Raw genomic sequence first — 24844 nt, 5'->3', positions numbered from 1 at the left:
ACCAATATATTATATTAATTATCTTCTATACTCTCTTTCAAAAATGAAAGTGAATCATTTCTTAATGAAGTAATCTTTTGGTTTACCCTATCGTAATCTATTTTTTCCATAACCTTATTTAGTGTCATGAAAGAAGATAATATTCTATCTTGCAAACCCAATAAGTTCAATAGGCTTAATATTCTTTCATCCTTTCCCATATCCCCAGCTAAAATAGCAACAAAAGGTCTATTTAGAATAATAGCTAACGAGATACAATGAAATGATGCAGACACTACCAAGTCAGCACAATTAATGACACTAACAAATTCTGTTGGGGACATTGTATATTTAACTCTTGTAGAATTAGATAAAAAATCTAAAACTGTAGTAGCACGTGCTAATTTGTAATGTTTATATTTTCTAATATTAAATGTCGTTTGGCTTAGAAATATATTAAATTGGTGAGGTTGATTGGTATAAGAAAAAATATATTTTTCATTTATAATATGGCACAAAGATTGCCAATCTTCTTTCTTTACTAAAAAGACTGGATCCAAAACTAATTTAGCTGTCCGCCCAGTAAGTTTTCTAATTATTTCTACACCATAGCTTTCACGTACTGACAAATACTTGATATCATTTAAATACTTTCTGTATTTTTCCAATAATTCATCAGGTATTGAACATAGACCAAAGCTCGAAGAATAAGAGACTTTTTTTTCTCTTTTTTCTACAAAATCAAGCATATACACGAAATCACCTCCATTGTTTTCATAGTTCCACACCTGATCACTTCCCACTATAAATTTATCATATTGACTATTTAATATAGCAACCGACTGTCGTGTTGAATAGATTGTGTCAGTACATTTAAGATAATGGTCATAGAACTTCCTGAATCTCCTCTTCCTAATAAACATAAACGGACTACCTAAGAAATAAACTAACGCTGATTTAAGTTTCTTTTGCTTCAAACATTCTACAACATGATATGCCATATTGTATTCATTTCGCCGCTGTTTATTCTGATAATTAATATATTCACAATTATATCCTTTCTGAGACAAAACATGTTGCAAGGCATATGCTTGTAAAGCAGCACCGTAATTGGCCGCATTATGAAAAGACAGAAGTGCTAGTTTTTTCATTGTACAGTTATTTTCATATATAATTCCGCATATTTTTCAGAAATACTTTCCCAACTAAATAAATTATTCAAATCAAGACTACTAATATTAGCAATTATTTTATCATAATTATCTACCACAAGTCTTATCTTCTCGGCTATATCATTTACATCAAAAGGAATTGCTGCATAACCAACAAAAGATTCTTCAAAATAGCCATCAAATCCCTCTCCTTTACCATAAACGATAGGAAGTTTTTGCGAAAGTGCCTCTACATAAACTAAACCAAAAGTTTCCGGTTGAGATGGCATCACATAAATATCACTTTGTGAAAAAGCTTCACGTAATAAATCTTTTGGTAAAAAATTCTGCAATTCGATCCAATCGTATTTCTCTGCCAATTTTTCCACTTTATCTATATAATTAGTATTTTCTCTTCTAAAAGGCAAACCTTTTCCAATAGCATTCAGAGTTATATCATACCCTTCATTTCTCAATAAAGCAATAGCATTGATTATTTCCATCAACCCCTTATTTCTCACAAACGCAGAAGCAAAAACAACTTTTATAGGACGCGACAGCTCCTTGAATGCCATGAATCTTTTCTTGAGAAAAAGTGCATCTATACCATTAGGAATTATTACAATTTTATTTATGACATTTTTCTGTTTACTCTCTGCTACAAAATTCTTCAAATAAAAATTTTTATATTGAGGAGAAATAAAAGCAATGTTAGCAGCTTCGGAAAAAACCTTAGAAAAGTAAGGAATCTGCCATTTAAAATATTTGTAATAAACTGATATATCTGTATTTCGTACTGCAGATAAATAAGGTATATCAAACTTTTTTTTTAACTCATAAGCAACTGCTCCATCCATACATAATGTAGAAGCATGGATAATATCTACACACCGTAGATCAACCTCTCTCTCTATTTCCCTTGTTATAACATTTATTTTATTTTTATAAAAGAAGCGATGCCAAGGTTTTAAAGCTACCGAATAAATAATACGAGATCCTGAGACCTTAAAATCAATATAGTGACTACCTATCCTATCATGATTAGCAGCATTCAAAGGCACAAATATAGTTTGCCGTATTCCTAAATTGTCCAAAGAAGAATACAGATTCTTATAAACCTCTGTACCTCCATACGATCCTGAAATATGTAATATATGCATCATGATTTATTTAAAAAAACGAATCTCTAAATTATATTTTAACAAAAACAATCTATGAATTCTAATAACCCTCCCTACTAAATTTTCAATATCTTTAGCAGTAGCATTACCCATATTACAAATCCAATTAGGAGTCTTTTGAGAAAACATGGCTCCACCACTCACTTTGCCCATAAACAATCTAATAATAAATGGATTTACCTTATTAAACACAGAGCCACAACTTGGTTTATCTGCAGATAAAGTCTTCTTTGAGTACTCCAACCTCTCTTTTATTAATCTTTCAGTTACTGCTAATTCTTGTTTTTTGAATTTAAAAAACACGTTCAGTATTACAACATTTATTTTTTGAAAAGGAGATGTTCTATATGAGAAGTATTCATTTCCACAAAGAGTTTTGATTTTCATATCAGATAGATCCAAGTATTTTACCATTTGAATATAATCTGATATTGACATATTAAACTTACGACCACGGCCTGCATTCATATATACAGCCCCCCCTACACTGGAAGGAACAGAAAATAAATATTCAATACCTCCTAAAGAATAGTTTTTAAGCCATGAAATAAGTTTCTGGATTCTTACAGAGGCACCACATTGCACAATGCCATTCTCACAATAGCATAAGCTATTGTCAAAAAACATCAAATTAATAATAGGTCTTTCTACTCTCTCCGCAAAAATGATATTACTACCTGCTCCTAAACAATAGAAATTAAGATGCTGCTCCTTCAGCATAGTGATAAGTTCAACTAATTCATTAACAGACTCCGGTATGTACATAATTTCTGCAAAACAATGTAATTTCATCGTATTGTACTTATACAAATCTACTGATTTAAGTATTTTCATTTTATAAACTCCATTTTATGGTTCATTTCATGAATATTTCAATAATTTCTCATTGCCGACAGGCAATACAAAAGATAGTATGAATAAACAATATCGTAATAGTTATACACTAAGAATTATCACGAAAAAGTACAGCAAATAAAAACAAGTATAATTTCCATTCCTCTAAAATAATTTTACAATGCTAGCAGAAATATAGATTCTCATGATAATAATAAAGAAATCAATTAACACACTACAAGTAATAGCTTACTATTTGTCTAAATTAAAAAATATACGTTCACGAATAGGATCAGTGTGTTTATATATAACAGATTCATAAGGATAATATCTTGAATACGAAGGATATATAGTTGGATACAAAGGAAGCCAATATAAGCTCAACTTAAAAAGCAAAAAACATAACAAAAGGAAACGCCCAATAAATTTAACTACGCTAATGGAGATTCTTTCAAAATGCCAGCCTTTCCACATGCCAGATATACATATAATAAAAAATATTATAAAATAATTGTTTAAACGATAAAAGATCGGGACTATTAATGTTGCAGCATATATTAATGTATACATTCCTACTAATGGAAATAAAGAAAGATTTTTATATTCCCTTTTTTTATATGAAAAAGCATATAATACATATGGCAAAACTATAAAAAATAAAATATTGACAACAAATGAAACGTTCAATTTAGATAAAGAATATTTTGTATTTGTAAAATATCCTAATGCCTTATCTGCATACAAATCAATATTCAACAGTAACAACAGGGATTCTGTAAAATATTGAGAACAAAATAGAATCACAACTATAATAATTACAAAAATAACAAATCCGAATTTTTGTCGAGATATTATCTCCATAAAAGGCACAAAAAACAAGACAGAAGCAGAAATATGAAATCCCAATGCAAATAATATACCTATATAATATTTAAAATAAGATTTAGCTAAAAGGCTTGGAACCAAGAACAAAAAAATAGCTACAGAAAAACTTTCACGCAAAATCTCAAAATTAAAATAAGGGAATATTACAATATAATACAATAAAAGGGCAACAAAAGAACAATTACTATATTTATGAAAAATAAAACATACAGCATAGTTAATGACAATAGACTGAAACAAATGAAAAACCCAAAAGTCAGCATGAAACATTCGGAAAATTGTATTCAGCAAGATCCACAAGGGCATCCTATCTGTCTCCGCAAATGAAAAAATATAATTAAATGAAAGTATTAATACATTATCACTATAAGATTTATATTCATTCATATACGAAATTGTATCAGCCCCCAATCTATAACTAAAACCTGATAACAGAGACAATAACATAAAAATGAAATAATAATATTCCACTCTTTTCGTACGACAATTTCGTATATCATACAAAAAAATACCTATTAATATAAAAGATAAAATAAAGAAATAGATCATCTATGATTTTCAACAATATTCTGTATAGATAATTTCAAATCCTGTAAGCTACGAGTATAGGAAAAATATTCAATAAGAATATTACGATTATTATTTGCTATATCTACTGATAAAGGCGTATCAATATTATTTATATTCAAATCATCTTCTATAGTAAATAATTTTATTCCTATTTGTTTATAACACTTATATATTACACTATCCTTATAGACAAATATTTTTGCGCCATTTAATATTAATAATTCTATATTTCCTAAAGCCTGTTGCCTCAAATGTCCCATAATACCAACTTTACATGAAGAAAGAAGCTGCACATACTCTTTATAAGGAATAAAATTCTTCAACAGTTCTATATTCTTTCCAAAATATTTAACACCCTTCTTTTCAACTTCTTTTTTATATAATTCATTTCCATAATTTATAGGAACAATAAGGTTATATTTCTTCGTTAAATTAGAACATCTTATTCTCTCAAAAAGGTCAAAATGATTATTCTCTATTGAAGCCGAATTTCCTACCAATATACGATTACTATCATTTAAATCATGTATCTTAGTAGTTAATACATCCTCTTTACCAATATATGAAAAAGAAAAATTTTTGGCATGTGGATATTCAACAGATAAAAGTTCAAACTCTATATGCAATCTTGTTGAAACGTAATCAATTCTTTTCATAAAAAAAGAATATCCTAATTTATGCTTCCAAATTACAAAGATTCTTCTTAATATATAAGAAATTGGATGCTTACAAAGATAATGTATAGTCTTAGATTTGAACAATGGATATTTCAAAGGGGTTCTATCCAAGTGTAAAAAAGAAGTATCACTGTATAAATCAAAACCAAATGAAATCCAAACTATTATTTTTTCACGAGGTATTTTTTTGAAATAAAATTCAGGAATACCGCATCTGGAATGAAGAATTAATGCAAAATATGGTATTTTTGATATTTCATTGAATAAAGCCTTAAAGCTATCAATAACTATCAGGTTATCAAGTCTTTTATTTATATTGGACTTTAAATAATATATATTATGAAGATATTCTATATTGCTAAATTGTTCCCGTGCCAATCTATAAAATTTTTCATCCGCACCTATATGTATAAAAATCAATTTATCCATCATTGTAAAAGTACCAAAATATTACTTACATATAGTTACCATCATTTTAATTCAACAGTCAGCCAATCCTTTTGATGAGCTAAAGTCTGTTCTAATTCTGATTCTGAATCAAATTTCAAGACTAATGTACCTATTGCATCATTAGCACCCTTGAATGCAGAAACTTTATTATTTTCCTTAACCCACAAATCTGTTTGAACTACATGAGCCTGATAAATTTTTTCGTCAATAGCTAATGATTTAAAACGTCCATCTCTGTCTGCATGCAATATCACCTCTGCCCAATGCCCGCAATAAGCTCTTTGTTCTATTTTCTCAATTTCATCGCCTACTGCTGCACGCACAGCATTAGTTATCAGATCAACTCCTGTCGCAAAATGAAGCATTTCAGCTAGACGATTGCCACCGCCTCTTGGAGAAACCTCCATTATATAAGGCTTCCCATTCGATCCTATACGGGTTTCAATATTATAGATAGAAGTATGCATCCTCAAAAGCTTTAACAATCGCTGTAATTCAGAAGTTAGCTCGGTCTTTTGCTCTATTGTAAAAGTTGAAGGCCAACTGTAAGCAGATGGCGTATATGGATTAGCTGCATCATCATCAAACCGTTGCGCAGAATATGACACAAACTTTAACTCTCCATTCACGGAAAAACTATCCGTATCAGAAGAATATCCTTGTTTTTCGATAAACTCTTCTACGATTACCCGCTTGGATATGGAATGCTCAAATGCATGCTTAAGTGCTGGTTCCAAATCTTCCAAGCTATTAACCCTCGTTACCCCTTTACTACCTGCTGCATCTGTAGGCTTTACTATCACAGGCCAAGAATACCAGTAAGTTTCATCCAAAGCCTCTTCTATAGAAGAAAAGCCTTTGGCTCTCGGAACATTAAAGCCATGTTGTGTCAAAAAGTTACGAAATTTATCCTTATTCTGCAAAATACAGACTGATTCATAAGGTCCAAATGCTGGTAGCCCCATCTGTTCCTGCACATAAGCAGCAGTTACAACTCCAGGATCAACAGCAAAGGACATAATACCATCTATCTGAAGTTCATGTGCCAAAGCTAGTACCGTCTCTTTATCTATAATACTTACATTATGGTATTCGTCAGAATATTTATGAGCTATATTATTCGGAATATAATCACAAGTTATTACATAGTAACCTTGTTTATGAGCCGCCTCTATTACTGGAAGCAAATAACGCAGGCCACCAAGAAGAAGAAGTCTTTTTTGTTTCATTATTTAACTATCAAATTTAGGATATACTCTATAGCACTATTATCAAGATTATGGTACATCGGTAAACAAATCACACTATTGGCAATCTTATGCGACACTGACAAATTTTCAGGTTTTGCAGACTCCAATCCTCTGTAAGTAGAAAACTCACTTATAAGTGGATAAAAATAACGTCTGCTCAATATGTTCTGCTCTTTCATTTTGAAATAAAGTTCATCACGAGTCATGCCATATTTTGGAGCATCCACGAAAATGGGAAAATAAGCATAATTGTGATGAACTCCCGGCATGTCTTCCATAAAGCTAATACCTTCTACATTTCGTAAAACTTCACGATACTTGATGGCTACTTGTTGACGAGAGTTTATTGCCGCATCCACTTGCTTCAAATTTAGCAGACCATAAACTGCACGCACTTCATCCATTTTGCCATTGATACCAGGAGCCACAATCGTTGTTTCTCCTGCAAAACCAAAATTTTTCAAATAATCAATACGATTTTTCGTTTTTTCATCGTGACATATTAAGGCTCCCCCCTCAATCGTATTATATACTTTCGTAGCATGAAAACTCAGCGTCGAAATATCACCAGCTTCCAGTATTGATTTTCCATTTACTTTCACGCCAAAAGCATGTGCAGCATCATAAATGACTTTCAAGCCATACTTATCGGCTATCTCTTGGATGCGTTCCACATCACAAGGTTTACCATACACATGAACAGGCATGATAGCTGTTGTTTTAGGAGTTATTGCAGCTTCAATCTTATCAGGATCGATATTGCAAGTCTCAGGATTAATATCCACGAATATAGGTTTGATGCCATTCCACCACAAAGCGTGAGTAGTAGCAACAAAACTATAAGGAGTGGTTATCACTTCACCCGTAATACGCAACGCTTGCAATGCACACATCAACGGCAAAGTACCGTTGGTAAACAAACTGATATAAGGCACTTCCAAATACTCGCACAAGGCTCTCTCCAACTCCTTATGATAATGACCATTATTAGTCAACCACTTACGATCCCAAATATCTTGCAGATAGGGTATAAAATCGTCTAGTGAAGGAAGTAACGGAGAAGTAACCGTAATTACTTTGTTTCCCATCTCATTTAATAATAATATTTCTGATTTTTATTTCTTACGAATAGCAGAAAGTACAAGTTGCTTTAACTCAAAATATTCGGGGAGTTGTAACTGTTCATAGGCGGTAATAGCCAATACCATGCCTACAACTAATTGAATAGGAAGTTGTATGTAAACGGAAATGTTTAGCATAGATAGACTCCACATAACGATAGCAACAGTCAAAGAAACAATAAAAATAGGTAATATATCTTTTATTTGGTCAGTTGTAGGATAATGTATTAATTCTGCTGAATAATAGCTATTAAAAAAATAAGCTATGACAGAAGTTAGAACACTGCCCCACAACATATACTCGATTCCATAGTAGATTCCCATAACGACAGGACCTATCGCTATGATTTTCTTGACAATTTCCAATTTAAGAAATAAATCCGAACGCCCCTTTACCTGCAAAATATTCAAATTGATAGCATGGAGCGGATAAAGCATACCCGCAAAACAGATAATTTGCAAAAAAGCAACAGCCGGTAACCATTTCTCCCCTATTAGAATTATGATTAAAGGCTTAGCTATAGCAGCAAGTCCAAGCATACAAGCAAAGGTTACAAGCATGGTAGTCTTTATTACACGCCGATAAGCCTCACGCAAACGTTTTTGTTCTTCCTGTATGGAACTGAGCATAGGATAACTAACGCGCTGCACAATCCGACTCAAATTACTAGAAAATATTGTATTGAACTGTTCAGCACGAGTGTATTGTCCTAACTGTATAGAAGTATAAAAACGTCCTATTACAATATAATAAATATTCTTATAAATAGTATCCAATAATCCCGAAAGTAACAATTTAGAACCAAAGCCAAACAATTCTTTAAAACTTTTTGCAGAGAATTCCCATACCGGATACCATTTGCTATAAAACCAAAGTAATAAAGTATTCAAAAACTGACGAGACAGTTGTTGCCCAACTAAACTCCATACTCCCATACCTCCTAACGCCATCCCTATTCCAATAACTCCACTACTAATAGAAGATATAAAAGACGCTTTGGTCTGTGTTTTAAAATCTATATTCTTCACAAATTGAGTACGAGGAATAATAGCAAGTGCATTAATTATCAGTACCCATCCGATTACTCTTGTTACTCCTTTCAAAATAGGCTCATTAAAAAATAGACTAATAGCAGGAGAAGATATATAGAGAAGTACATAAATAAGAATACTGACTATCAAATTAAAACAAAAGACTGTATTATAATCAATTCGCTCTACATGTATCTTTCGTATCAATGCATTGGAAAAGCCACTGTCTATAATGGAATTAGATATTGCAATAAATATAGCTATCATGGCCATTACTCCATACTCTTCAGGAGTTAAGAGACGAGCAAGCACAAGTCCTACCAAAAAGGTAATACCTGAACTTGCGATATTGTCAATGAAACTCCATCCGACACCTTGGATTGTTTTATGTTTCAACGAATCTGTCACAGAATCATAAATCTATGGATTTATACTAAATTAGAGCGTATCCTTTTGATAAAGTACTCACAATGATTACTTACAAAAGAATCAATTGCACCGCGAAGCTACAGAGTAAGATAGAGTTTTATTCTATTCTTCTATTTTCTCAATAAGAGACGGATGGATAAAAGTAGTAGCTACAGCCATGACCCCCTGGATGGAAACAACAACACGGCGGTCGCCTTTGATACGGACAAAAACGCCTTCAACACCTTCGAAGATACCACCGGTGATACGGACACGATCACCTCTATTCATAGAAAAGTCGGTAGGTGGCAGATAAATGACTTGCTGATCGAATGTACCGGCAACAGCAATAAAGTTGCGCATCTGAACATCAGGAACAACAATGGGCTGACGGGATTCACGATCCATTATATAACGAAGTGGAAAAATAGCAGCTTTAGTTTCCTTGATTTCATCTATTTGCTGGCGGGAACCACGGATAAACACCAAGTTGTGTATAGCAGGAACCAATTTGCGGATGCGCCGCTCTTGCCTCGTGACGTATTCGTAACGCATAGGAACGAAGTTTTCCACTTGCTCGGCATCCAGAAACTGCTTTAAAGCCAGTTCCCGGCTATAAGTAATGCGCAAGGCATACCAGTGTATTTCTTCTTTATGAGCGTTCACGAAAGGATATTCTTTGGGGACACCGGGGGAATGAATCCCCTTCCGGTTAGAACGTAATTTCTTGGATTTGAAATTGGTACGTCCATTGTCCAGTTAACACCTCCCCTATCGCAGGAGAAGCAAGCTGGTGCTTTTGAAGGTTGAAAAATCTGCTTCAAATGGGTTTGTACAGTTTTTACGCCTTACAAGACTGATAACGAAACGTTTATAGATGCTAAGGCATTCAATAAGCGTTTGTTTAACGGATGCAAAGGTAAAACCAAGAAACGAAATTACAAAATATTCTTGTGAATAAAATGGCAATCTTTTTCTGCAAAAGCATTATTTCATTAAAAATCAATCAGTTGACACATACTCTGATGTGCGGATTTAACATACTCTTCTACCAAAATTCTTCAAAGCTATTCCTTGGGCACAATCTCCCTAAAGAATGGAATAAAACCGAGATTGCACCGTACATAATCACCGTATATACAGCAGTTTACGTGATTATACACGTTACATAACTTCGTCCTCCAATTGTGGGCCGAACAGTTGCCATCCGAGGGCTCTACGGTTTCCGGTTGTCCCCCGTAGAGCCCTCATACATGAAACGAAGTTTAGCAAGTTCCAGAACTGCATTACTAATAAGGGAAAAGTACAAAAACAACAAGGAAAATGAAGAAAATCACATTATATTATGGGAAATAAAGAATGGGGATAAAACACTAACTATAAGGGAAATAGATAATTGGTGTAGGAGAAGTAAATAATCCTTATACACCCTACAAACCTCTTATACACCCGTAACTGCCTATCAATAAAAGTATTGCAAAGCGGGTGTAGGGTGTAGGAGACAATGCAAAAACAAGATGGGGAAAGAGGAAGATGAATTCAAAAAGAGAGGGACTTTAAACTCTTTATAAAGAAGAAAGGGAGGAAGGAAAAAAGAAAATTAATATCGTGTTTACACGGAATTAACTTCCTGCAAACACGATATTAAATTATTGTAGTACAAAGTATTAATTTACTGTAATACAAAGTATTGTATTCTTGTAGGGATGCTATCCTCTATATATTAAAAATTCCAAGTTCCGGGAAAGTAGCCCCTTGTATTGCGAAGCAGATACCAAAACAAGCTGCGCTCACAATCCAAAGAATAACCAGTGTCCACTTCAGACCGGAATTCATGGGTTGCCATTTAAACACCTGTCCGAAGATTGCCCATACAAGGCTGACCAAAGGAATACCTACCACCAAGATACCTGCAATGTACAGCACAATGGCAGACAACGGAGAAGTAGGCAGTACCACATCAAACATCGGGAAGAGCGAAATCAGCGCCGCGCCACCACCGACAGCCACCATCACCGCAGCAAACAGCAGAGCTACAAACACCACCCCGACCACAAACAGTATCGGACTGCAAATGATAGCGAATATCACCACACAAAGTTTCAGAATCCAACCGGCAATCATCACCAGTGTATCACCCAATTTCTGCAGAGCAGTACGCGGTTTGTCAGACTTCATATAGTCATTCACACCGTTAGCCATTTTCTCAAAACCGTCGGTCACGGTCTTTCCGATATTCTCTACCGTAACAGCTTCGCCGCGCATACTCAGTTTTTCGGCTGCCGTACTGGCCTCCGGAATAATCAGCCAGCATACAATATAAACCGGTATCAGCGTACCTACTCCACAAATCAGAACGACGAGCAGCAACAGACGAAGCAAGGTCACATCCCATCCCAGATAGGCAGCCATACCGCTAATTACGCCACCCAGCATCTTGTCGTCCGGGTTACGGTAAAGGCGCCGACGCGTAGATCCATAAGCAGTACCGGTACTCCAACTTCCGGATGCAGAACTACTGCCTGCATTTGCACCGCCCGAAGCGGAACCGGTACTCTCCTCTCCTGCCTCCATATCTTCCGGCTTTCCCATGCGGGCAATCACTTCTTCCACATCGGCTATCGTAATTACTTGCGAACCGGCAGACAGTTTCTCGGCAAAAAGCTCGGAAATGCGGCGCTCAATATCATCTACTATCTCTTCTGCACCGGCATCTTTGCGGAAATGCAGTTTGAGGTTACTCAGGTAGTTATCCAGAAGGCGGTATGCGTCGTCGTCAATGTTGAAAACAGTTCCGCCTAAGTTTACAGTTAATGTCTTTTTCATTGCTAATATGTTTTTAATGATGAATTACAAAGTATGAATTACAGGTTACGAATTGCTGATGTGGTTGACTGTCTCGTTCAGTTCTTTCCAGGATATTTCCAGTTCCCCGAGGAAGACTTCTCCTTTCTCCGTCAACCGATAATACTTACGAGGGGGCCCTTGGGTGGACTCTATCCATTCGTAGCTCAGCAGGTCGTCGTTCTTCAGACGGGTGAGCAACGGATAAAGCGTCCCCTCCACTACGATCAATCTGGCCTCTTTCAGCTTCTGGATGATGTCCGAAGCATAGGCCGGCTCTTTATGGAGCAGCAGCATGATGCAGTATTCAAGCATGCCCTTGCGCATTTGCGACTTTACATTGTTTACATCCATAATATTATCTACTATTAAGCATTTACTATTCAGGAGATCATCATTACTTTATCCATCTCCTTTGTATGGCACAAATATATGTATTATATTAGTACCTTGTATTACAAAGTACCTCATATTATCATTATTTAACCATTGCGAGAAGAGATTCCTAAATTCCTTATTCAATCTTTCCGTCTTTCTTTTTGTCATTCGGAAACCTTTTCCTATCTTTGTTTCCGACCCTAATCTATTACATAATGAAAGTACTAACCATTCATGATCTGAAAATAATCAGGAAGAGGGCAGAGAGTGCGCTACGTTTACGCGAGCAAAGCGACGAGACGGTTACCGAACAATGCTGTGGGTTGGCATTAGGAACGGCACATCTGCAAATCCTGATTTGTGGCGGCACGGGCTGTAAGGCTTCAGCCAGCCATGTCATTGCTGAGAAACTTCAGCAGGCACTCGAAAGAAATAATATTACCGACAAGGTAAATGTAATCACTACCGGTTGTTTCGGCTTCTGCGAAAAGGGACCTATCGTCAAGATTATCCCGGACAACACGTTCTACACCCAGGTAACTCCCGAAGATGCCGACGAAATCGTCAGCGAGCATATCATCGGCGGGCGGAAGATAGAACGGTTGCTCTACGTTGACCCGAAAACGGAACAGACCGTCAGCGACTCCAAGCACATGGACTTCTACCGGAAGCAGATGCGCATCGCCTTGCGAAATTGCGGCTTCATCGACCCCGAAAATATAGAAGAGTACATCGCACTGGACGGCTACATGGCGTTGGCGGACAGTCTGCTCACCAAGAAGCCCGAAGAGGTGGTGGATGTCATCAAGCGCTCCGGTTTGCGCGGACGCGGCGGTGGCGGTTTCCCCACCGGAAAGAAGTGGGAACTTGCCAGCCTGCAAAAGGCAGATATGAAATATGTGGTGTGTAATGCCGATGAAGGAGACCCCGGTGCATTCATGGACCGTTCCATCATGGAAGGTGATCCCCACTCTATCGTCGAAGCAATGGCACTCTGCGGTTACTCCATCGGTTCGCCCCGGGGATTGGTTTACATCCGTGCCGAGTACCCGCTTGCCATCCAACGACTGAAGATTGCCATCACCCAAGCCCGCGAATACGGATTACTGGGGAATAACATCTTCGGCACCGACTTCAGTTTTGACATCGAAATCCGCTATGGTGCAGGTGCTTTTGTCTGCGGTGAGGAGACGGCGCTTATCCACTCCATGGAGGGAAAACGCGGAGAACCCACTTTGAAGCCCCCCTTCCCGGCAGAGGCAGGCTATCTGGGCAAGCCGACGAATGTGAACAATGTGGAAACTCTTGCCAATATACCTATTATATTAACGAAAGGGGCGGAATGGTTCTCGTCCATCGGAACGGAACGCTCCAAAGGAACCAAAGTATTTGCCCTGGCAGGAAAGATAAATAATGTAGGATTGATTGAAGTCCCCATGGGAACGACGCTGCGCGAGGTAATCTACGAAATAGGCGGCGGCATCAAAGGAGGAAAGAAATTCAAGGCAGTGCAGACGGGCGGCCCTTCGGGCGGTTGCCTGACAGAGAAGCACCTCGATACGCCGATCGATTTCGACAACCTGCTTGCCGAAGGCTCCATGATGGGTTCCGGCGGTATGATTGTGATGGACGAAGACGACTGTATGGTGTCCGTAGCGCGGTTCTACCTCGACTTCACTGTGGAAGAGTCGTGCGGAAAATGCACACCTTGCCGCATCGGTAACAAGCGGTTGCTTGAAATCCTGAACAAGATTACCGAAGGCCGGGGAACGGAGAAAGACCTCGACACCCTCTCCACGTTGGGACAAGTAATAAAAGATACAGCTCTCTGCGGATTGGGACAGACTTCGCCCAACCCGGTACTCTCTACGCTCAAGCACTTCCATGACGAATATGTGGAACATGTGAAAGACAGAACATGCCGCGCCCGGCAGTGTAAGTCGCTGCTCACTTACACCATCAATCCGGAGTTGTGCACCGGCTGCCATCTGTGTGCCAAGAAGTGTCCGGCAGATGCCATCATGGGCGATGTGCGCAAGCCGCATGTCATCCGGCCGGATGTATGCATCAAGTGCGGCATGTGCATGGCGCGCTGCAAATTCAAAGCAATCAATGTCTGCTAAAATCCTACTGCTATGGAAGAAAAACAAATAACCCTGCAAATAGACCACCATTATATCACCGTGCCCCAAGGAGCTACCATCCTGGAAGCAGCGCGAAAGATCGGAATCGACATACCGACTCTTTGCCACATCGACCTGAAAGGCACCTGCATCAAGAACAATCCCGCATCGTGCCGCATCTGCGTGGTGGAGGTGGAAGGACGCCGCAACCTGGCACCTGCCTGCGCCACCCGCTGTACTGAAGGTATGGTGGTACGCACCAGTACCCTGCGTGTGATGAATGCCCGCAAGGTAGTGGCCGAACTTATCCTTTCGGATCACCCGAACGACTGCCTCACCTGCCCCAAATGCGGCAACTGCGAATTGCAGACGCTGGCACTGCGCTTCAACATCCGCGAAATGCCTTTCAACGGAGGAGAGCTTTCGCCACGCAAGCGCGAAGTCACCTCGTCCATCGTGCGCAACATGGATAAATGTATCTTCTGCCGCCGGTGCGAAAGCGTCTGCAACGATGTACAGACGGTAGGTGCATTGGGTGCCATCCGCCGCGGATTCAATACCACCATTGCCCCTGCCTTCGACAAGATGATGACGGACAGCGAATGTACTTATTGCGGACAATGCGTCGCCGTCTGCCCGGTAGGTGCATTGACGGAACGCGACCACACCAACCGCTTGCTGGACGACCTTGCAAATCCGGACAAGGTAGTGATAGTACAAACTGCACCCGCCGTACGTGCCGCCCTGGGCGAAGAATTCGGACTGCCTCCCGGAACACTGGTCACCGGAAAGATGGTATATGCCCTGCGTGAACTGGGTTTCGACTACGTATTCGATACGGACTTTGCCGCCGACCTTACCATTATGGAAGAAGGTTCTGAAATTCTGAACCGCCTGACCCGATACATGGCAGGCGATAAGTCTGTACGCTTGCCCATCCTGACGTCCTGCTGTCCGGCATGGGTGAACTTCTTCGAACACCATTTCCCTGATATGCTCGATATTCCTTCTACGGCACGTTCGCCGCAACAGATGTTCGGCTCCATCGCCAAGACATTTTGGGCAAAGAAGATGGGGATTCCACGCGAAAAGCTGGTAGTAGTATCTATCATGCCCTGCCTGGCAAAGAAGTACGAATGCGACCGCGACGAGTTCAAGACGGACGGCAATCCCGACGTGGATTACTCCATATCGACCCGTGAACTGGCACGCCTCATCAGACGTGCAAACATCGGCTTCACACTGCTGACGGACAAGGAATTCGACCTCCCGATGGGTGCTTCGACCGGTGCAGGCGTCATCTTCGGTACCACCGGTGGTGTAATGGAAGCTGCTTTGCGCTCTGTCTACGAAATCTATACGGGACGGACATTGGAGAATGTAAACTTTGAGCAAGTACGCGGACTGGCCGGTGTGCGCCGTGCCACGATAGACCTGGACGGCTTTGAGTTGAAAGTGGGTATCGCCCACGGGCTGGGTAATGCACGTCATCTGCTGGAAGACATCCGCAACGGACGCAACGAGTATCATGTCATCGAAATCATGGCTTGTCCCGGCGGCTGCATCGGCGGTGGCGGGCAACCGTTGCATCACGGTAATTCGGAGGTGCTCTATGCACGTGCCAATGCGTTGTATCGCGAGGATGCCAACAAACCGCTGCGTAAGTCTCACGAGAACCCGTACATCAAGACGCTGTACGAAGAGTATCTGGGCAAACCGCTGAGTGAGGCTGCGGAACGGTTGCTGCATACGCATTATTTCAACAAGTCTATTGATTAACCCATTAAAAAAGAAAGAACTATGTCAGATATAAAATTGGCGTGTGACGTTGCCGAACAAGTGCGTGCCATCTGCGACAAATACGGCAACCACCCGGGCGAACTTATCAATATACTTCACGAAGCGCAACATCTGCACGGATATTTGCCCGAGGAGATGCAACGCATCATTGCTTCGAAACTGAATATTCCGGTATCGCGTGTGTATGGTGTGGTGACATTCTATACCTTCTTCACTATGACGCCGAAGGGGCGACACCCCATCTCGGTATGTATGGGTACAGCCTGCTATGTACGCGGCTCGGAACGGCTGCTCGAAGAATTCAAGCGCGTGCTGGGTATCGAAGTAGGAGAAACGACCCCGGACGGGAAGTTCTCACTCGACTGCCTGCGCTGCGTAGGTGCATGCGGACTGGCTCCCGTCGTGATGATAGGCGAAAAGGTGTACGGACGGCTGCAGGCGGTGGATGTAAAAAAAATATTGGAAGAGTTGGAATAAAAATAATAGTGATAAAGTGGTAGGGTGATAAAGTGGTAAGGTGATATCACCCTATCGCCTTATCACCCTACCACTTTATCACTATTTTATCCAATATCCCGCTCAGATATGCAATCGCCACTCCGTAATTCGTCATCGGAATGTTTTGTGAGCGTGCTTTTGCAATACGGCTGAGTACATACTTCCGGTTGAACATGCAAGCGCCACAGTGGATGATGAGGTCATAACCGGATAAGTCTTTTGGGAAATCATTGCCCGAAACGATGGTTATCTGCAGATTCCCGCCAATGCGTTTCCGCAGCAAGCGGGGAAGTTTTACTCTGCCGATGTCTTCTGCAAGAGGAGCATGCGTGCAGGCTTCCGCTATCAGTACATGCGACTGCTCAGTCAGGCTGCTGATGGCGGAAGCTCCTTTTACAAAGGTGTCGATGTCTCCTTTGTATCCGGCAAAGAGTACGGAGAAGGAGGTGAGCTGACTTTCGGCAGGTTTCTGCTGATAGACAAGGGGGAATACTTGTGAGTCGGTGATAATCAGTTTGGGAGGACGGACAAGAGATTGCAGAGTGTCTTTCAGTTTGTCCGTAGTGCAGCTCGTTACCAGGCATTTCTTGTCCAAGAGTTCTCGGATGGTCTGTACCTGAGGCAGAATAAGGCGGCCTTTGGGGGCTTGTATGTCTTGTGGCATTACAAGAAGGACGACATCCCCCTCTCCTACCAGTTCGCCGGTGATGCTTTGTTCGCCAAAATCTTCCGGTAGTTTTTCAAGTATGGCTTGGAAGATATTCGGGATACCGAAGTTTTCTTTGGCGCTGACAATGACGGGATGCTCACCGCAGTTCGCAGCAATACGGGATGCCAGTTCTTCGGCATCCGTGCGAAGGTCGGATTTATTCAGAATCAGGACGACCGGAATTTCATGCCCGGCAAGCAGCTCCAGCCATTGCTTTTCCATCTCTCCACCATCTTCACAAAGCAGCAGGGCGATATCGGTACGCTCTATCGTCTTCAAGGTACGCTCCACGCGCAGACTGCCCAGTTCTCCTTCGTTGTCGTCGAAGCCGGGAGTATCTATGAAGAGACAGGCACCAAGCGGGTGCACTTCCATAGCTTTTGCCACGGGGTCGGTGGTGGTGCCGGGAGTCGGTGAGACAAGGGCGGTATCTTGACCTGTCAAAGCATTGATAAGGCTGGATTTGCCACTGTTCCGCCGACCCAGAAGGGCAATGTGCAGACGGTTGGAGTTGGGAGTATTGGTCATATTTATATCAATTCTTTCAAAATCTAAAATCTCTTTTACCATTCTCTATCTCTTGCAGATTTCGCTGCGCTATCTCCCGTATCTTCGGATTAGGGATGTGCGCCAGTTCTTCATGAATCAAGCGTATTCCCTTCTCCCGCGTCCCAGGCGAAGCATAATCTTCCAGATACTCCTTCAGCGTCATCAACGCATTGGGCTGGCAACAATTGGCTATCTGCCCCCGCTTGACAAGAGACATGAAACGGTCTCCCGTACGTCCTTCGCGATAACAAGCCGTACAGAAGCTGGGGATATGTCCGAGGTCGAGCAGCCAGTTGACAACTTCGTCCAACGTACGCCTGTCGCTCACATCAAACTGGGCAGAGTTATCCTCTTCCGTCTCCGGCACAGCATAACCGCCCACACTGGTACGCGAACCGCCACTGATCTGCGAAATTCCCAATTCCAGCACCTGCCGGCGCACCGCTTCCGTCTCACGTGTAGAAATTATCATTCCCGTATACGGCACAGCAATCCGCGTAACGGCCACAATACGACAGAACATCTCATCCGAAATGGCATTCGGAAAATCGTCAGTCGAAATATCATCCGCCGGACAGATACGGGGAACGCTGATAGTGTGCGGACCTACCCCGAAAGCTGCTTCCAGATGCTCGGCATGCATCATCAGTCCGACGAAATCGTAGCGGTATGTGTTCAGTCCGAACAATACGCCTATACCCACGTCGTCGATGCCTCCTTCCATGGCGCGGTCCATAGCTTCGGTATGATAAGCGTAGTTGCTTTTGGGTCCGGTGGGATGCAGCGCTTCGTAATTCTCTTTGTGGTAAGTTTCCTGAAAGAGGATATAAGTACCGATACCTGCATCCCGCAGGCGCTGGTAGTTTTCCACGGTCGTGGCGGCAATGTTCACATTGACACGGCGGATGGCACCATTCTTATGGTGAATGCTATAAATGGTCCGGATAGACTCCAGGATATAATCAAGGGGATTGCGACGCGGATCTTCCCCCGCTTCCAATGCCAGACGTTTATGCCCCATATCCTGCAAGGCAATGACTTCCTGCCGAATCTCTTCCTGCGATAATTTCTTGCGGGCGATGGTCCGGTTCTTGGCATGGTAGGGACAATAGACACAACCGTTCACGCAATAATTGGAAAGGTATAGCGGGGCAAACATGACGATGCGGTTGCCGTAGAACTTCTGTTTAATTTCCCGCGCCAGGTGGAAGATGCGTTCCACCAGGTCGGGTTGGTCGCACTCCAACAATAAGGCGGCTTCCCGATGGGAAAGTCCCCGGCATAAAGCAGCTTTTTCAATCAGGGCTTCAATGAGCGGACGGTTATTGCGATTGGCATGCGCATACTCCAGTGTATCCAGTATCTCCTGATGATGAATGAATTCTTCCGCTCGTTTTGATTTTACATTATACATTATAAGATTTATGATTTATGGTTTCGTCTAAAATTCTATAGTCTCCTCTTTCTTTCGATATTTCATATCCTATGCTTCTCAGTTTTTCTTCCAGCAGTTGCAATCCTTCCGCAGCTTCGGCGCCCATAGAGGCTTTATGGTCGTAGAGAGAATATTTTTCCCGTTGGGCGGGTGGTGAAAGGTTAGGCATTACGACGTTGGCTCCTGCCAAAATTCCGCGTTCCCGTCCGTCCGGTGCAAGCGTTGCCAAGGCGGTGGTAGAAGGTATCAGGGCGGCAGGGTGCATCAGGCGGAAGATGGAAAGCAGTTTCAGGGTCAGCTGCATGCTGCCTGGCGGAGCGGATGCAAAGGGAGTGTCGTGATGCGGGATGAAAGGCCCTATGCCAATCATCTCCGGACGGAACTGCCCGATAAAAAGGATATCTTCTACCAGATGGTCGATGGTTTGGTGAGGACTCCCCACCATGATGCCTGTCCCTGTCTGATAGCCGATTTCTTTCAGCCAGTCCAGGCACTGCAGGCGATGTTGCAGGGACATTCCGCTTCTATCGTTTCCCCTTTTGCTTCCGGGATGGAGTTGGCGATAGTGCGCTTCGTTATGCGTCTCGTGCCGTAGCAGGTAGCGGTTGGCACCTGCATGAAAGAAGCGTTCGTAGGCTTCGTGCGTCTTCTCGCCCAGTGACAAGGTGATGGCGCAGTCGGGAAACTCACGGCGGATGGCGGCAACAGTTTCTGTGATCCGGTCGTCCTTCAGTTCCGGCGCCTCTCCACCCTGCAATACAAAAGTACGGAAACCGAGCGGATATCCTTCGCGGCAACATTCCAGAATTTCTTCCTGCGTCAACTCATAGCGGACTACGTTCCGGTTTTCTTTCCGTATTCCGCAATAGTAACAATTATTACGGCAGCGGTTTGTTATCTCAATCAGTCCGCGGATGAAAACCCGATTGCCAAACCGTGCAAGCGTCTCCTCCTGCGCCCGTCGTTGCAGATGCTCCAAGACTTCTGCATCGCGGCAGAGCAGCAGTGCTTTGTACTCTTCGGCACTCAGCGCTCGCTCCCGACATAATTTGTCAATCAAGTTTTTCATCATATCACGTTATTTGAGAAATGGAAATTTTATCGGTTGACAGAAGATTTACTTTAGACAAAAGAACATAAGAACAAAAGAAATAATCATCTTAAATATGTTCTTTTGTTCTTATGTCCTAAAACTCCTTAATATGTCTCCTCCCGTTTCGCCAATTCCTGCACCAACTGCCGCTTTCCCGCCGCAATCTCATTATGTGCACACGGCCCAGTGATACAGCCTCCCTCGCAAGCCATCACTTCAACGAATTGTCCCGGCGCCTTCCCCGATTTGGCATAAGCACGCAACGCGCCTATTGTCTTCTTATCCAGATTGGACACCTGGACAGCATTCATCTGATCCGCTTCTTCCTTCAGATAAGCCTTCACTGCTCCCATCACGCCACCTGCTTGCGCAAAACCATGCGCTTCGCGCACAGAGGTAAACTTCATGGCATACGGTTGCACCCGTTCCAACTCAATATTCAGTCCGTCCAGCACAGAAGCCACCTCCTCGAACGTCATGACGTAATCCACCGCTTCATCGCGTTGCGCCTCTTTACGCTTGGCTACACACGGGCCGATAAAGACCACTTTGGCATCCGGATATTTCTCTTTTGCAATGCGGGCGGCATAGTACATAGGCGAACCAGTGCCCGAGACATAAGGCTTCATTCCCGGAATATGCTTATTCACCAATTCTATATAAGACGGGCAACAAGAAGTCGTCATAAACTTCTGCCCTTCTCCGAGCTTCTCCACCAACTCGTGCGCCTCATTGCGAACAGTCTCCATCGCTCCCTGCGCCACTTCAATCACATCCGTAAAGCCGATTGCTTTCAGCGCACCATACACCTGCTCGATGGTCGCTTTGAATTGTCCCAGAATGGACGGAGCCACCACAGCTACCACCTGTTCTCCCTTACGTATCTGATGCAACACATCGAACACCTGCGAAAGCTCGAAGATAGCTCCGAACGGACAAGCATTGAGGCACTTACCGCAATAAATACATTTATCTTCGTTGATATGCTCTATTCCTTTCTCATCCTTGCTGATGGCCTTCACCGGGCAAGCTTCCTCGCACGGCACAGGTATGTAAACGATGGCATGATAAGGACAATTCTTATGGCAAATGCCGCAACTGATGCACTCATCATGGTCTATCCACGCCTGTCCGCTTTCCTTTACGTGTACTGCTTTCTTCGGACAGTTCACCTGGCAACTGCGTGCAGTACATCCGCGGCAAAGATTCGTTATTTCATAGTTGATCTGTACACATGCCGAACATGCCTCGTCAATCACGCACATGATGTTATCCTTCGGCTTGCCACTCTCCGCCCTGTCCAGTGCACGGGCTGCATACTCCGACAACGGGGTCAGCTCATCGCTCTCATCCTCCATGTCCAAGCCCAGCAACGGCAGCGATTTGTATTTCCACACGGCACGTTCTTTGTGTACGCAGCAACGTCCCGCATGTTTGGACCGCCTCGGACTCAGTTCGATGGGCAACCGGTCTATTTTCTCCACAAGTTCGTTGTCATGCCACAGTTTCACCAGCTCTTTCAGCAAGCGGTGGCGGACAATCATAATGTTGTTCGTAAATGCCATAATATTTAAAGTCAGAATTAGTTAGTTCGGTAACAGTTTGCAAAGATAACGATTGATAACGATTGTTTCACAAAAAAGCCGTAACTTTGTACAACTAACCAATATAAATGCAATCGATATGTTTACTATCAGAAAAGCTACAACAGCAGATTGCGAGCTGATTAGAAAACTCGCGCTACAGATATTCCCCGTCACGTACAAGGATATCCTCACCCCGGAACAGAATGACTATATGATGGAATGGATGTATTCATTGGACAACATCCGCAAACAGATGGAAGAAGAAGGACATGTTTACTTCCTGGCTTATGAAGAAGACAAAGCTATCGGCTATGTTTCGGTACAGCAGCAAGATGAAGACGTATTCCATCTGCAGAAGATTTACGTACTACCCGATTACCAAGGTGCGCATTGCGGTAGCTTCCTGTTCCGCCAAGCCGTGAAGTACATCAAGGAAGTACACCCTGCCCCCTGCTTGATGGAACTGAATGTGAACCGAAACAACAAGGCATTGCAATTCTACGAACGCATGGGGATGAGAAAACTAAGAGAAGGAGATTTTCCGATAGGAAACGGGTATTATATGAATGACTATATAATGGGAATAGAGATTTGAGTAATTAAAAATTAAAGGCTGCGCGGTACTATGAGTGAATCCTCTGACCGCGCAGCCTTTAATTTTTAATCTTTAATTTTCTCCGTCTATTTCGTCACACGCTCCAACCATTTCACCATTGCAAGCATGATGCCCATTGACACAAGGCAGACAGCGAAGAAGACGCTCCAGCATTGCCAGATAGGTATTTTGTTGTACATCAGCGGACCTACCCACAAGAAGAGGTTACCGATTGCCGTTGCACCCAGCCACAAACCCTGACATAAACCTTGGATGTGCTTCGGCGCTACTTTGGAAACGAACGAAAGACCAAGCGGCGAAATGAAAAGTTCGGCTACTGTCAAGAAGAAGTAGATAACAATCAGTACCCACGGCCCGGCTTTCAATCCGGCTTTAGCTGAATCGGACATTGCCTTGAACTCAGTACCTGAAGGATAACCTTGCAAAGCAGAATAAACAGCCAGGAACAGGAAAGCAACACCGGCAATACCCATACCTATTGCAATCTTCTTAGGAGTAGAAATTTCCTTTCCACGACGGATAAGCGCACCGAAGAAAAGCATGATAAGCGGAGTAAGTACAATCACGAAGAACGGATTTACAGCTTGCCATATTTCGGGAGCAATGCTATCGGTCACCACAAAGTCGCGGGCAAAAAGCGAGAGGGACTGACCGTTCTGATGGAATGAGAACCAGAAGAAGATCACTATACCCAATACAGCAAACAGAGCATACAAACGTTGTTTGATTTCTTTTGCCATAGCGGCTTTCTCCTCGGGCGTATAGTCCAAAGATTCTTGCTTCGCCTTCTTTGCCGGTGTAGGGAATACGTTTCTGCAAATTATAAAAATAACCAGAGAAATGAGCATAGCCACTACCGATGCGATGAATGAATAATGGATACCAGTGTTGAACACATCCAGATATTGAGTACAGAACGGAACCAAGTCGGTAGTTACTGTACCACCCACCTTAGCTACCAGTTCGGTAAGATTGGCAAGTCGATCAGAAGCCATAGCCGCACCATCTTGAATATACTGATGGCACAATGCAGGCAGGTCGGCATTATAAGTCAGGCTATGAGTCTTCAGCCACCATTCTCTAAGCAATGGAGCTACAAAAGGCGCAATCAAGCCGCCGATGTTAATGAATACGTAGAAAATCTGGAAGCCCGAGTCACGACGGCTCTTAGCCAGCTTAACGGCTTCCGGTCCGTCTTTCTCTGCTTCTTTCTCGAAGTTATCGTACATCTGACCTACGATAGCCTGCAAGTTTCCTTTGAAAAGTCCGTTACCAAAAGCGATAAAAAACAAGGCAAGACAAGTAAGGGGAAGCAACCAGCCAATATTATCGGCAGTAGACAAAACTGGGATAGACAGAACGACATAACCCAACGACATCACTATCAGTCCCGACATGATAGTTCCTTTATAGTTTTGGGTCTTGTCGGCAATAATACCGCCTACCAAACTCAGTACATAGATTCCACAGTAGAAAACCGAGTAAATAATGGAACTGGTCTCGTCGCTCAGACCAAACTTAGAGCAAAGGAACAATACCAGCACAGCATTCATGATGTAGTACCCGAACCGTTCGCCCATATTGGAGATTGCAGCTGCCAACAGACCTTTAGGATGATTTTTGAACATAAAAACAAGTTTTTTAATTAGTAATTAGATTGATTTCTTTATATTTT

20 protein-coding genes are annotated in these 24844 nt (G+C 42.1%); 4 read left to right on the top strand and 16 right to left on the bottom strand.

The features are described 5' to 3' along the window. Window positions 1-14: 14 nt before the first annotated feature. The 11 genes from AAE250_RS03445 to AAE250_RS03395 all read right to left on the bottom strand — a co-directional run bounded on the left by AAE250_RS03445 (window position 15) and on the right by AAE250_RS03395 (window position 12736). Window positions 15-1130, bottom strand: a complete 1116-nt coding sequence (locus tag AAE250_RS03445) for a polysaccharide pyruvyl transferase family protein (RefSeq protein WP_294601425.1) — start codon at window positions 1128-1130, stop codon at window positions 15-17. Then, window positions 1127-2293 (bottom strand): glycosyltransferase family 4 protein, encoded by a 1167-nt coding sequence (locus tag AAE250_RS03440; RefSeq protein ID WP_294601424.1) that lies wholly within the window; start codon window positions 2291-2293, stop codon window positions 1127-1129. Before AAE250_RS03440 ends, AAE250_RS03445 begins: the two co-directional genes overlap by 4 nt. A gap of 3 nt (window positions 2294-2296) precedes the next feature. Further along, window positions 2297-3145: an FAD-binding protein gene (locus AAE250_RS03435; RefSeq protein ID WP_294601423.1), complete on the bottom strand. Its 849-nt coding sequence runs from the start codon at window positions 3143-3145 to the stop codon at window positions 2297-2299. Between the two features lie 252 nt (window positions 3146-3397). After that, entirely contained in the window at window positions 3398-4579 is a 1182-nt protein-coding gene (locus AAE250_RS03430; protein ID WP_294601422.1) for an EpsG family protein, read from the bottom strand. After that, entirely contained in the window at window positions 4576-5709 is a 1134-nt protein-coding gene (locus tag AAE250_RS03425) for a TDP-N-acetylfucosamine:lipid II N-acetylfucosaminyltransferase (protein WP_294601421.1), read from the bottom strand. Before AAE250_RS03425 ends, AAE250_RS03430 begins: the two co-directional genes overlap by 4 nt. A 38-nt stretch (window positions 5710-5747) precedes the next feature. After that, window positions 5748-6956, bottom strand: coding sequence for an ATP-grasp domain-containing protein (locus AAE250_RS03420; RefSeq protein ID WP_294601420.1), 1209 nt, complete (start codon window positions 6954-6956; stop codon window positions 5748-5750). Further along, the gene (locus tag AAE250_RS03415; RefSeq protein ID WP_294601419.1) at window positions 6956-8065 is read right to left on the bottom strand and encodes a DegT/DnrJ/EryC1/StrS family aminotransferase; all 1110 of its coding nucleotides are present in this window, start codon (window positions 8063-8065) and stop codon (window positions 6956-6958) included. The genes AAE250_RS03420 and AAE250_RS03415 overlap by 1 nt, the downstream gene beginning before the upstream one ends. A 27-nt stretch (window positions 8066-8092) precedes the next feature. Next, window positions 8093-9538 carry a lipopolysaccharide biosynthesis protein gene (locus tag AAE250_RS03410; protein WP_294601418.1) on the bottom strand — a complete coding sequence of 482 codons (1446 nt, stop codon included), beginning with the start codon at window positions 9536-9538 and terminating at the stop codon, window positions 8093-8095. Window positions 9539-9661: 123 nt separating this feature from the next. Beyond that, window positions 9662-10204: a UpxY family transcription antiterminator gene (locus tag AAE250_RS03405; RefSeq protein ID WP_294601417.1), complete on the bottom strand. Its 543-nt coding sequence runs from the start codon at window positions 10202-10204 to the stop codon at window positions 9662-9664. Between the two features lie 1050 nt (window positions 10205-11254). After that, window positions 11255-12364: a PspC domain-containing protein gene (locus AAE250_RS03400; RefSeq protein ID WP_294601416.1), complete on the bottom strand. Its 1110-nt coding sequence runs from the start codon at window positions 12362-12364 to the stop codon at window positions 11255-11257. A gap of 45 nt (window positions 12365-12409) precedes the next feature. Further along, window positions 12410-12736 carry a PadR family transcriptional regulator gene (locus AAE250_RS03395; RefSeq protein ID WP_294601415.1) on the bottom strand — a complete coding sequence of 109 codons (327 nt, stop codon included), beginning with the start codon at window positions 12734-12736 and terminating at the stop codon, window positions 12410-12412. A 239-nt stretch (window positions 12737-12975) separates the two neighbouring features. Here AAE250_RS03395 and AAE250_RS03390 point away from each other — a divergent pair, with 239 nt between their 5' ends. Genes AAE250_RS03390 through nuoE form a run of 3 tightly spaced genes read left to right on the top strand, consistent with a single transcriptional unit; the run spans window position 12976 to window position 17160 of the window. Further along, entirely contained in the window at window positions 12976-14883 is a 1908-nt protein-coding gene (locus AAE250_RS03390; RefSeq protein WP_294601414.1) for an NADH-quinone oxidoreductase subunit NuoF, read from the top strand. Between the two features lie 12 nt (window positions 14884-14895). Continuing rightward, the gene (locus AAE250_RS03385; RefSeq protein ID WP_294601413.1) at window positions 14896-16662 is read left to right on the top strand and encodes an NADH-dependent [FeFe] hydrogenase, group A6; all 1767 of its coding nucleotides are present in this window, start codon (window positions 14896-14898) and stop codon (window positions 16660-16662) included. Window positions 16663-16683: 21 nt separating this feature from the next. Further along, window positions 16684-17160 carry an NADH-quinone oxidoreductase subunit NuoE gene (gene nuoE / locus AAE250_RS03380; protein WP_294601412.1) on the top strand — a complete coding sequence of 159 codons (477 nt, stop codon included), beginning with the start codon at window positions 16684-16686 and terminating at the stop codon, window positions 17158-17160. Between the two features lie 67 nt (window positions 17161-17227). On the opposite strand, the gene hydF is transcribed toward nuoE, so the two are convergent. The 4 genes from hydF to AAE250_RS03360 all read right to left on the bottom strand — a co-directional run bounded on the left by hydF (window position 17228) and on the right by AAE250_RS03360 (window position 22532). Continuing rightward, entirely contained in the window at window positions 17228-18418 is a 1191-nt protein-coding gene (hydF, locus tag AAE250_RS03375; protein ID WP_294601411.1) for a [FeFe] hydrogenase H-cluster maturation GTPase HydF, read from the bottom strand. 16 nt (window positions 18419-18434) lie between these two features. Then, entirely contained in the window at window positions 18435-19853 is a 1419-nt protein-coding gene (hydG, locus tag AAE250_RS03370) for a [FeFe] hydrogenase H-cluster radical SAM maturase HydG (RefSeq protein ID WP_294601410.1), read from the bottom strand. Next, a complete protein-coding gene (hydE, locus tag AAE250_RS03365) occupies window positions 19846-20943 on the bottom strand; it encodes a [FeFe] hydrogenase H-cluster radical SAM maturase HydE (protein ID WP_294601455.1) in 1098 nt (365 codons plus the stop codon). Before hydE ends, hydG begins: the two co-directional genes overlap by 8 nt. A gap of 128 nt (window positions 20944-21071) precedes the next feature. Next, window positions 21072-22532 carry a 4Fe-4S dicluster domain-containing protein gene (locus AAE250_RS03360; protein ID WP_294601409.1) on the bottom strand — a complete coding sequence of 487 codons (1461 nt, stop codon included), beginning with the start codon at window positions 22530-22532 and terminating at the stop codon, window positions 21072-21074. A 118-nt stretch (window positions 22533-22650) separates the two neighbouring features. On the opposite strand from AAE250_RS03360, the gene AAE250_RS03355 reads away from it, so the two are divergent. Next, a complete protein-coding gene (locus AAE250_RS03355; protein WP_294601408.1) occupies window positions 22651-23148 on the top strand; it encodes a GNAT family N-acetyltransferase in 498 nt (165 codons plus the stop codon). Between the two features lie 86 nt (window positions 23149-23234). Here the strand turns inward: AAE250_RS03355 and AAE250_RS03350 are convergent, their stop codons facing one another. Beyond that, window positions 23235-24797: a peptide MFS transporter gene (locus AAE250_RS03350; RefSeq protein ID WP_294601407.1), complete on the bottom strand. Its 1563-nt coding sequence runs from the start codon at window positions 24795-24797 to the stop codon at window positions 23235-23237. Between the last annotated feature and the right edge of the window lie 47 nt (window positions 24798-24844).

It is taken from the genome of Bacteroides sp. GD17 (genome assembly GCF_038448625.1).
Taxonomy (GTDB): Bacteria; Bacteroidota; Bacteroidia; order Bacteroidales; family Bacteroidaceae; genus Bacteroides.
Note: the sequence above shows the minus strand (reverse complement) of the source record. Positions and strands in the feature narration are given on the sequence as shown.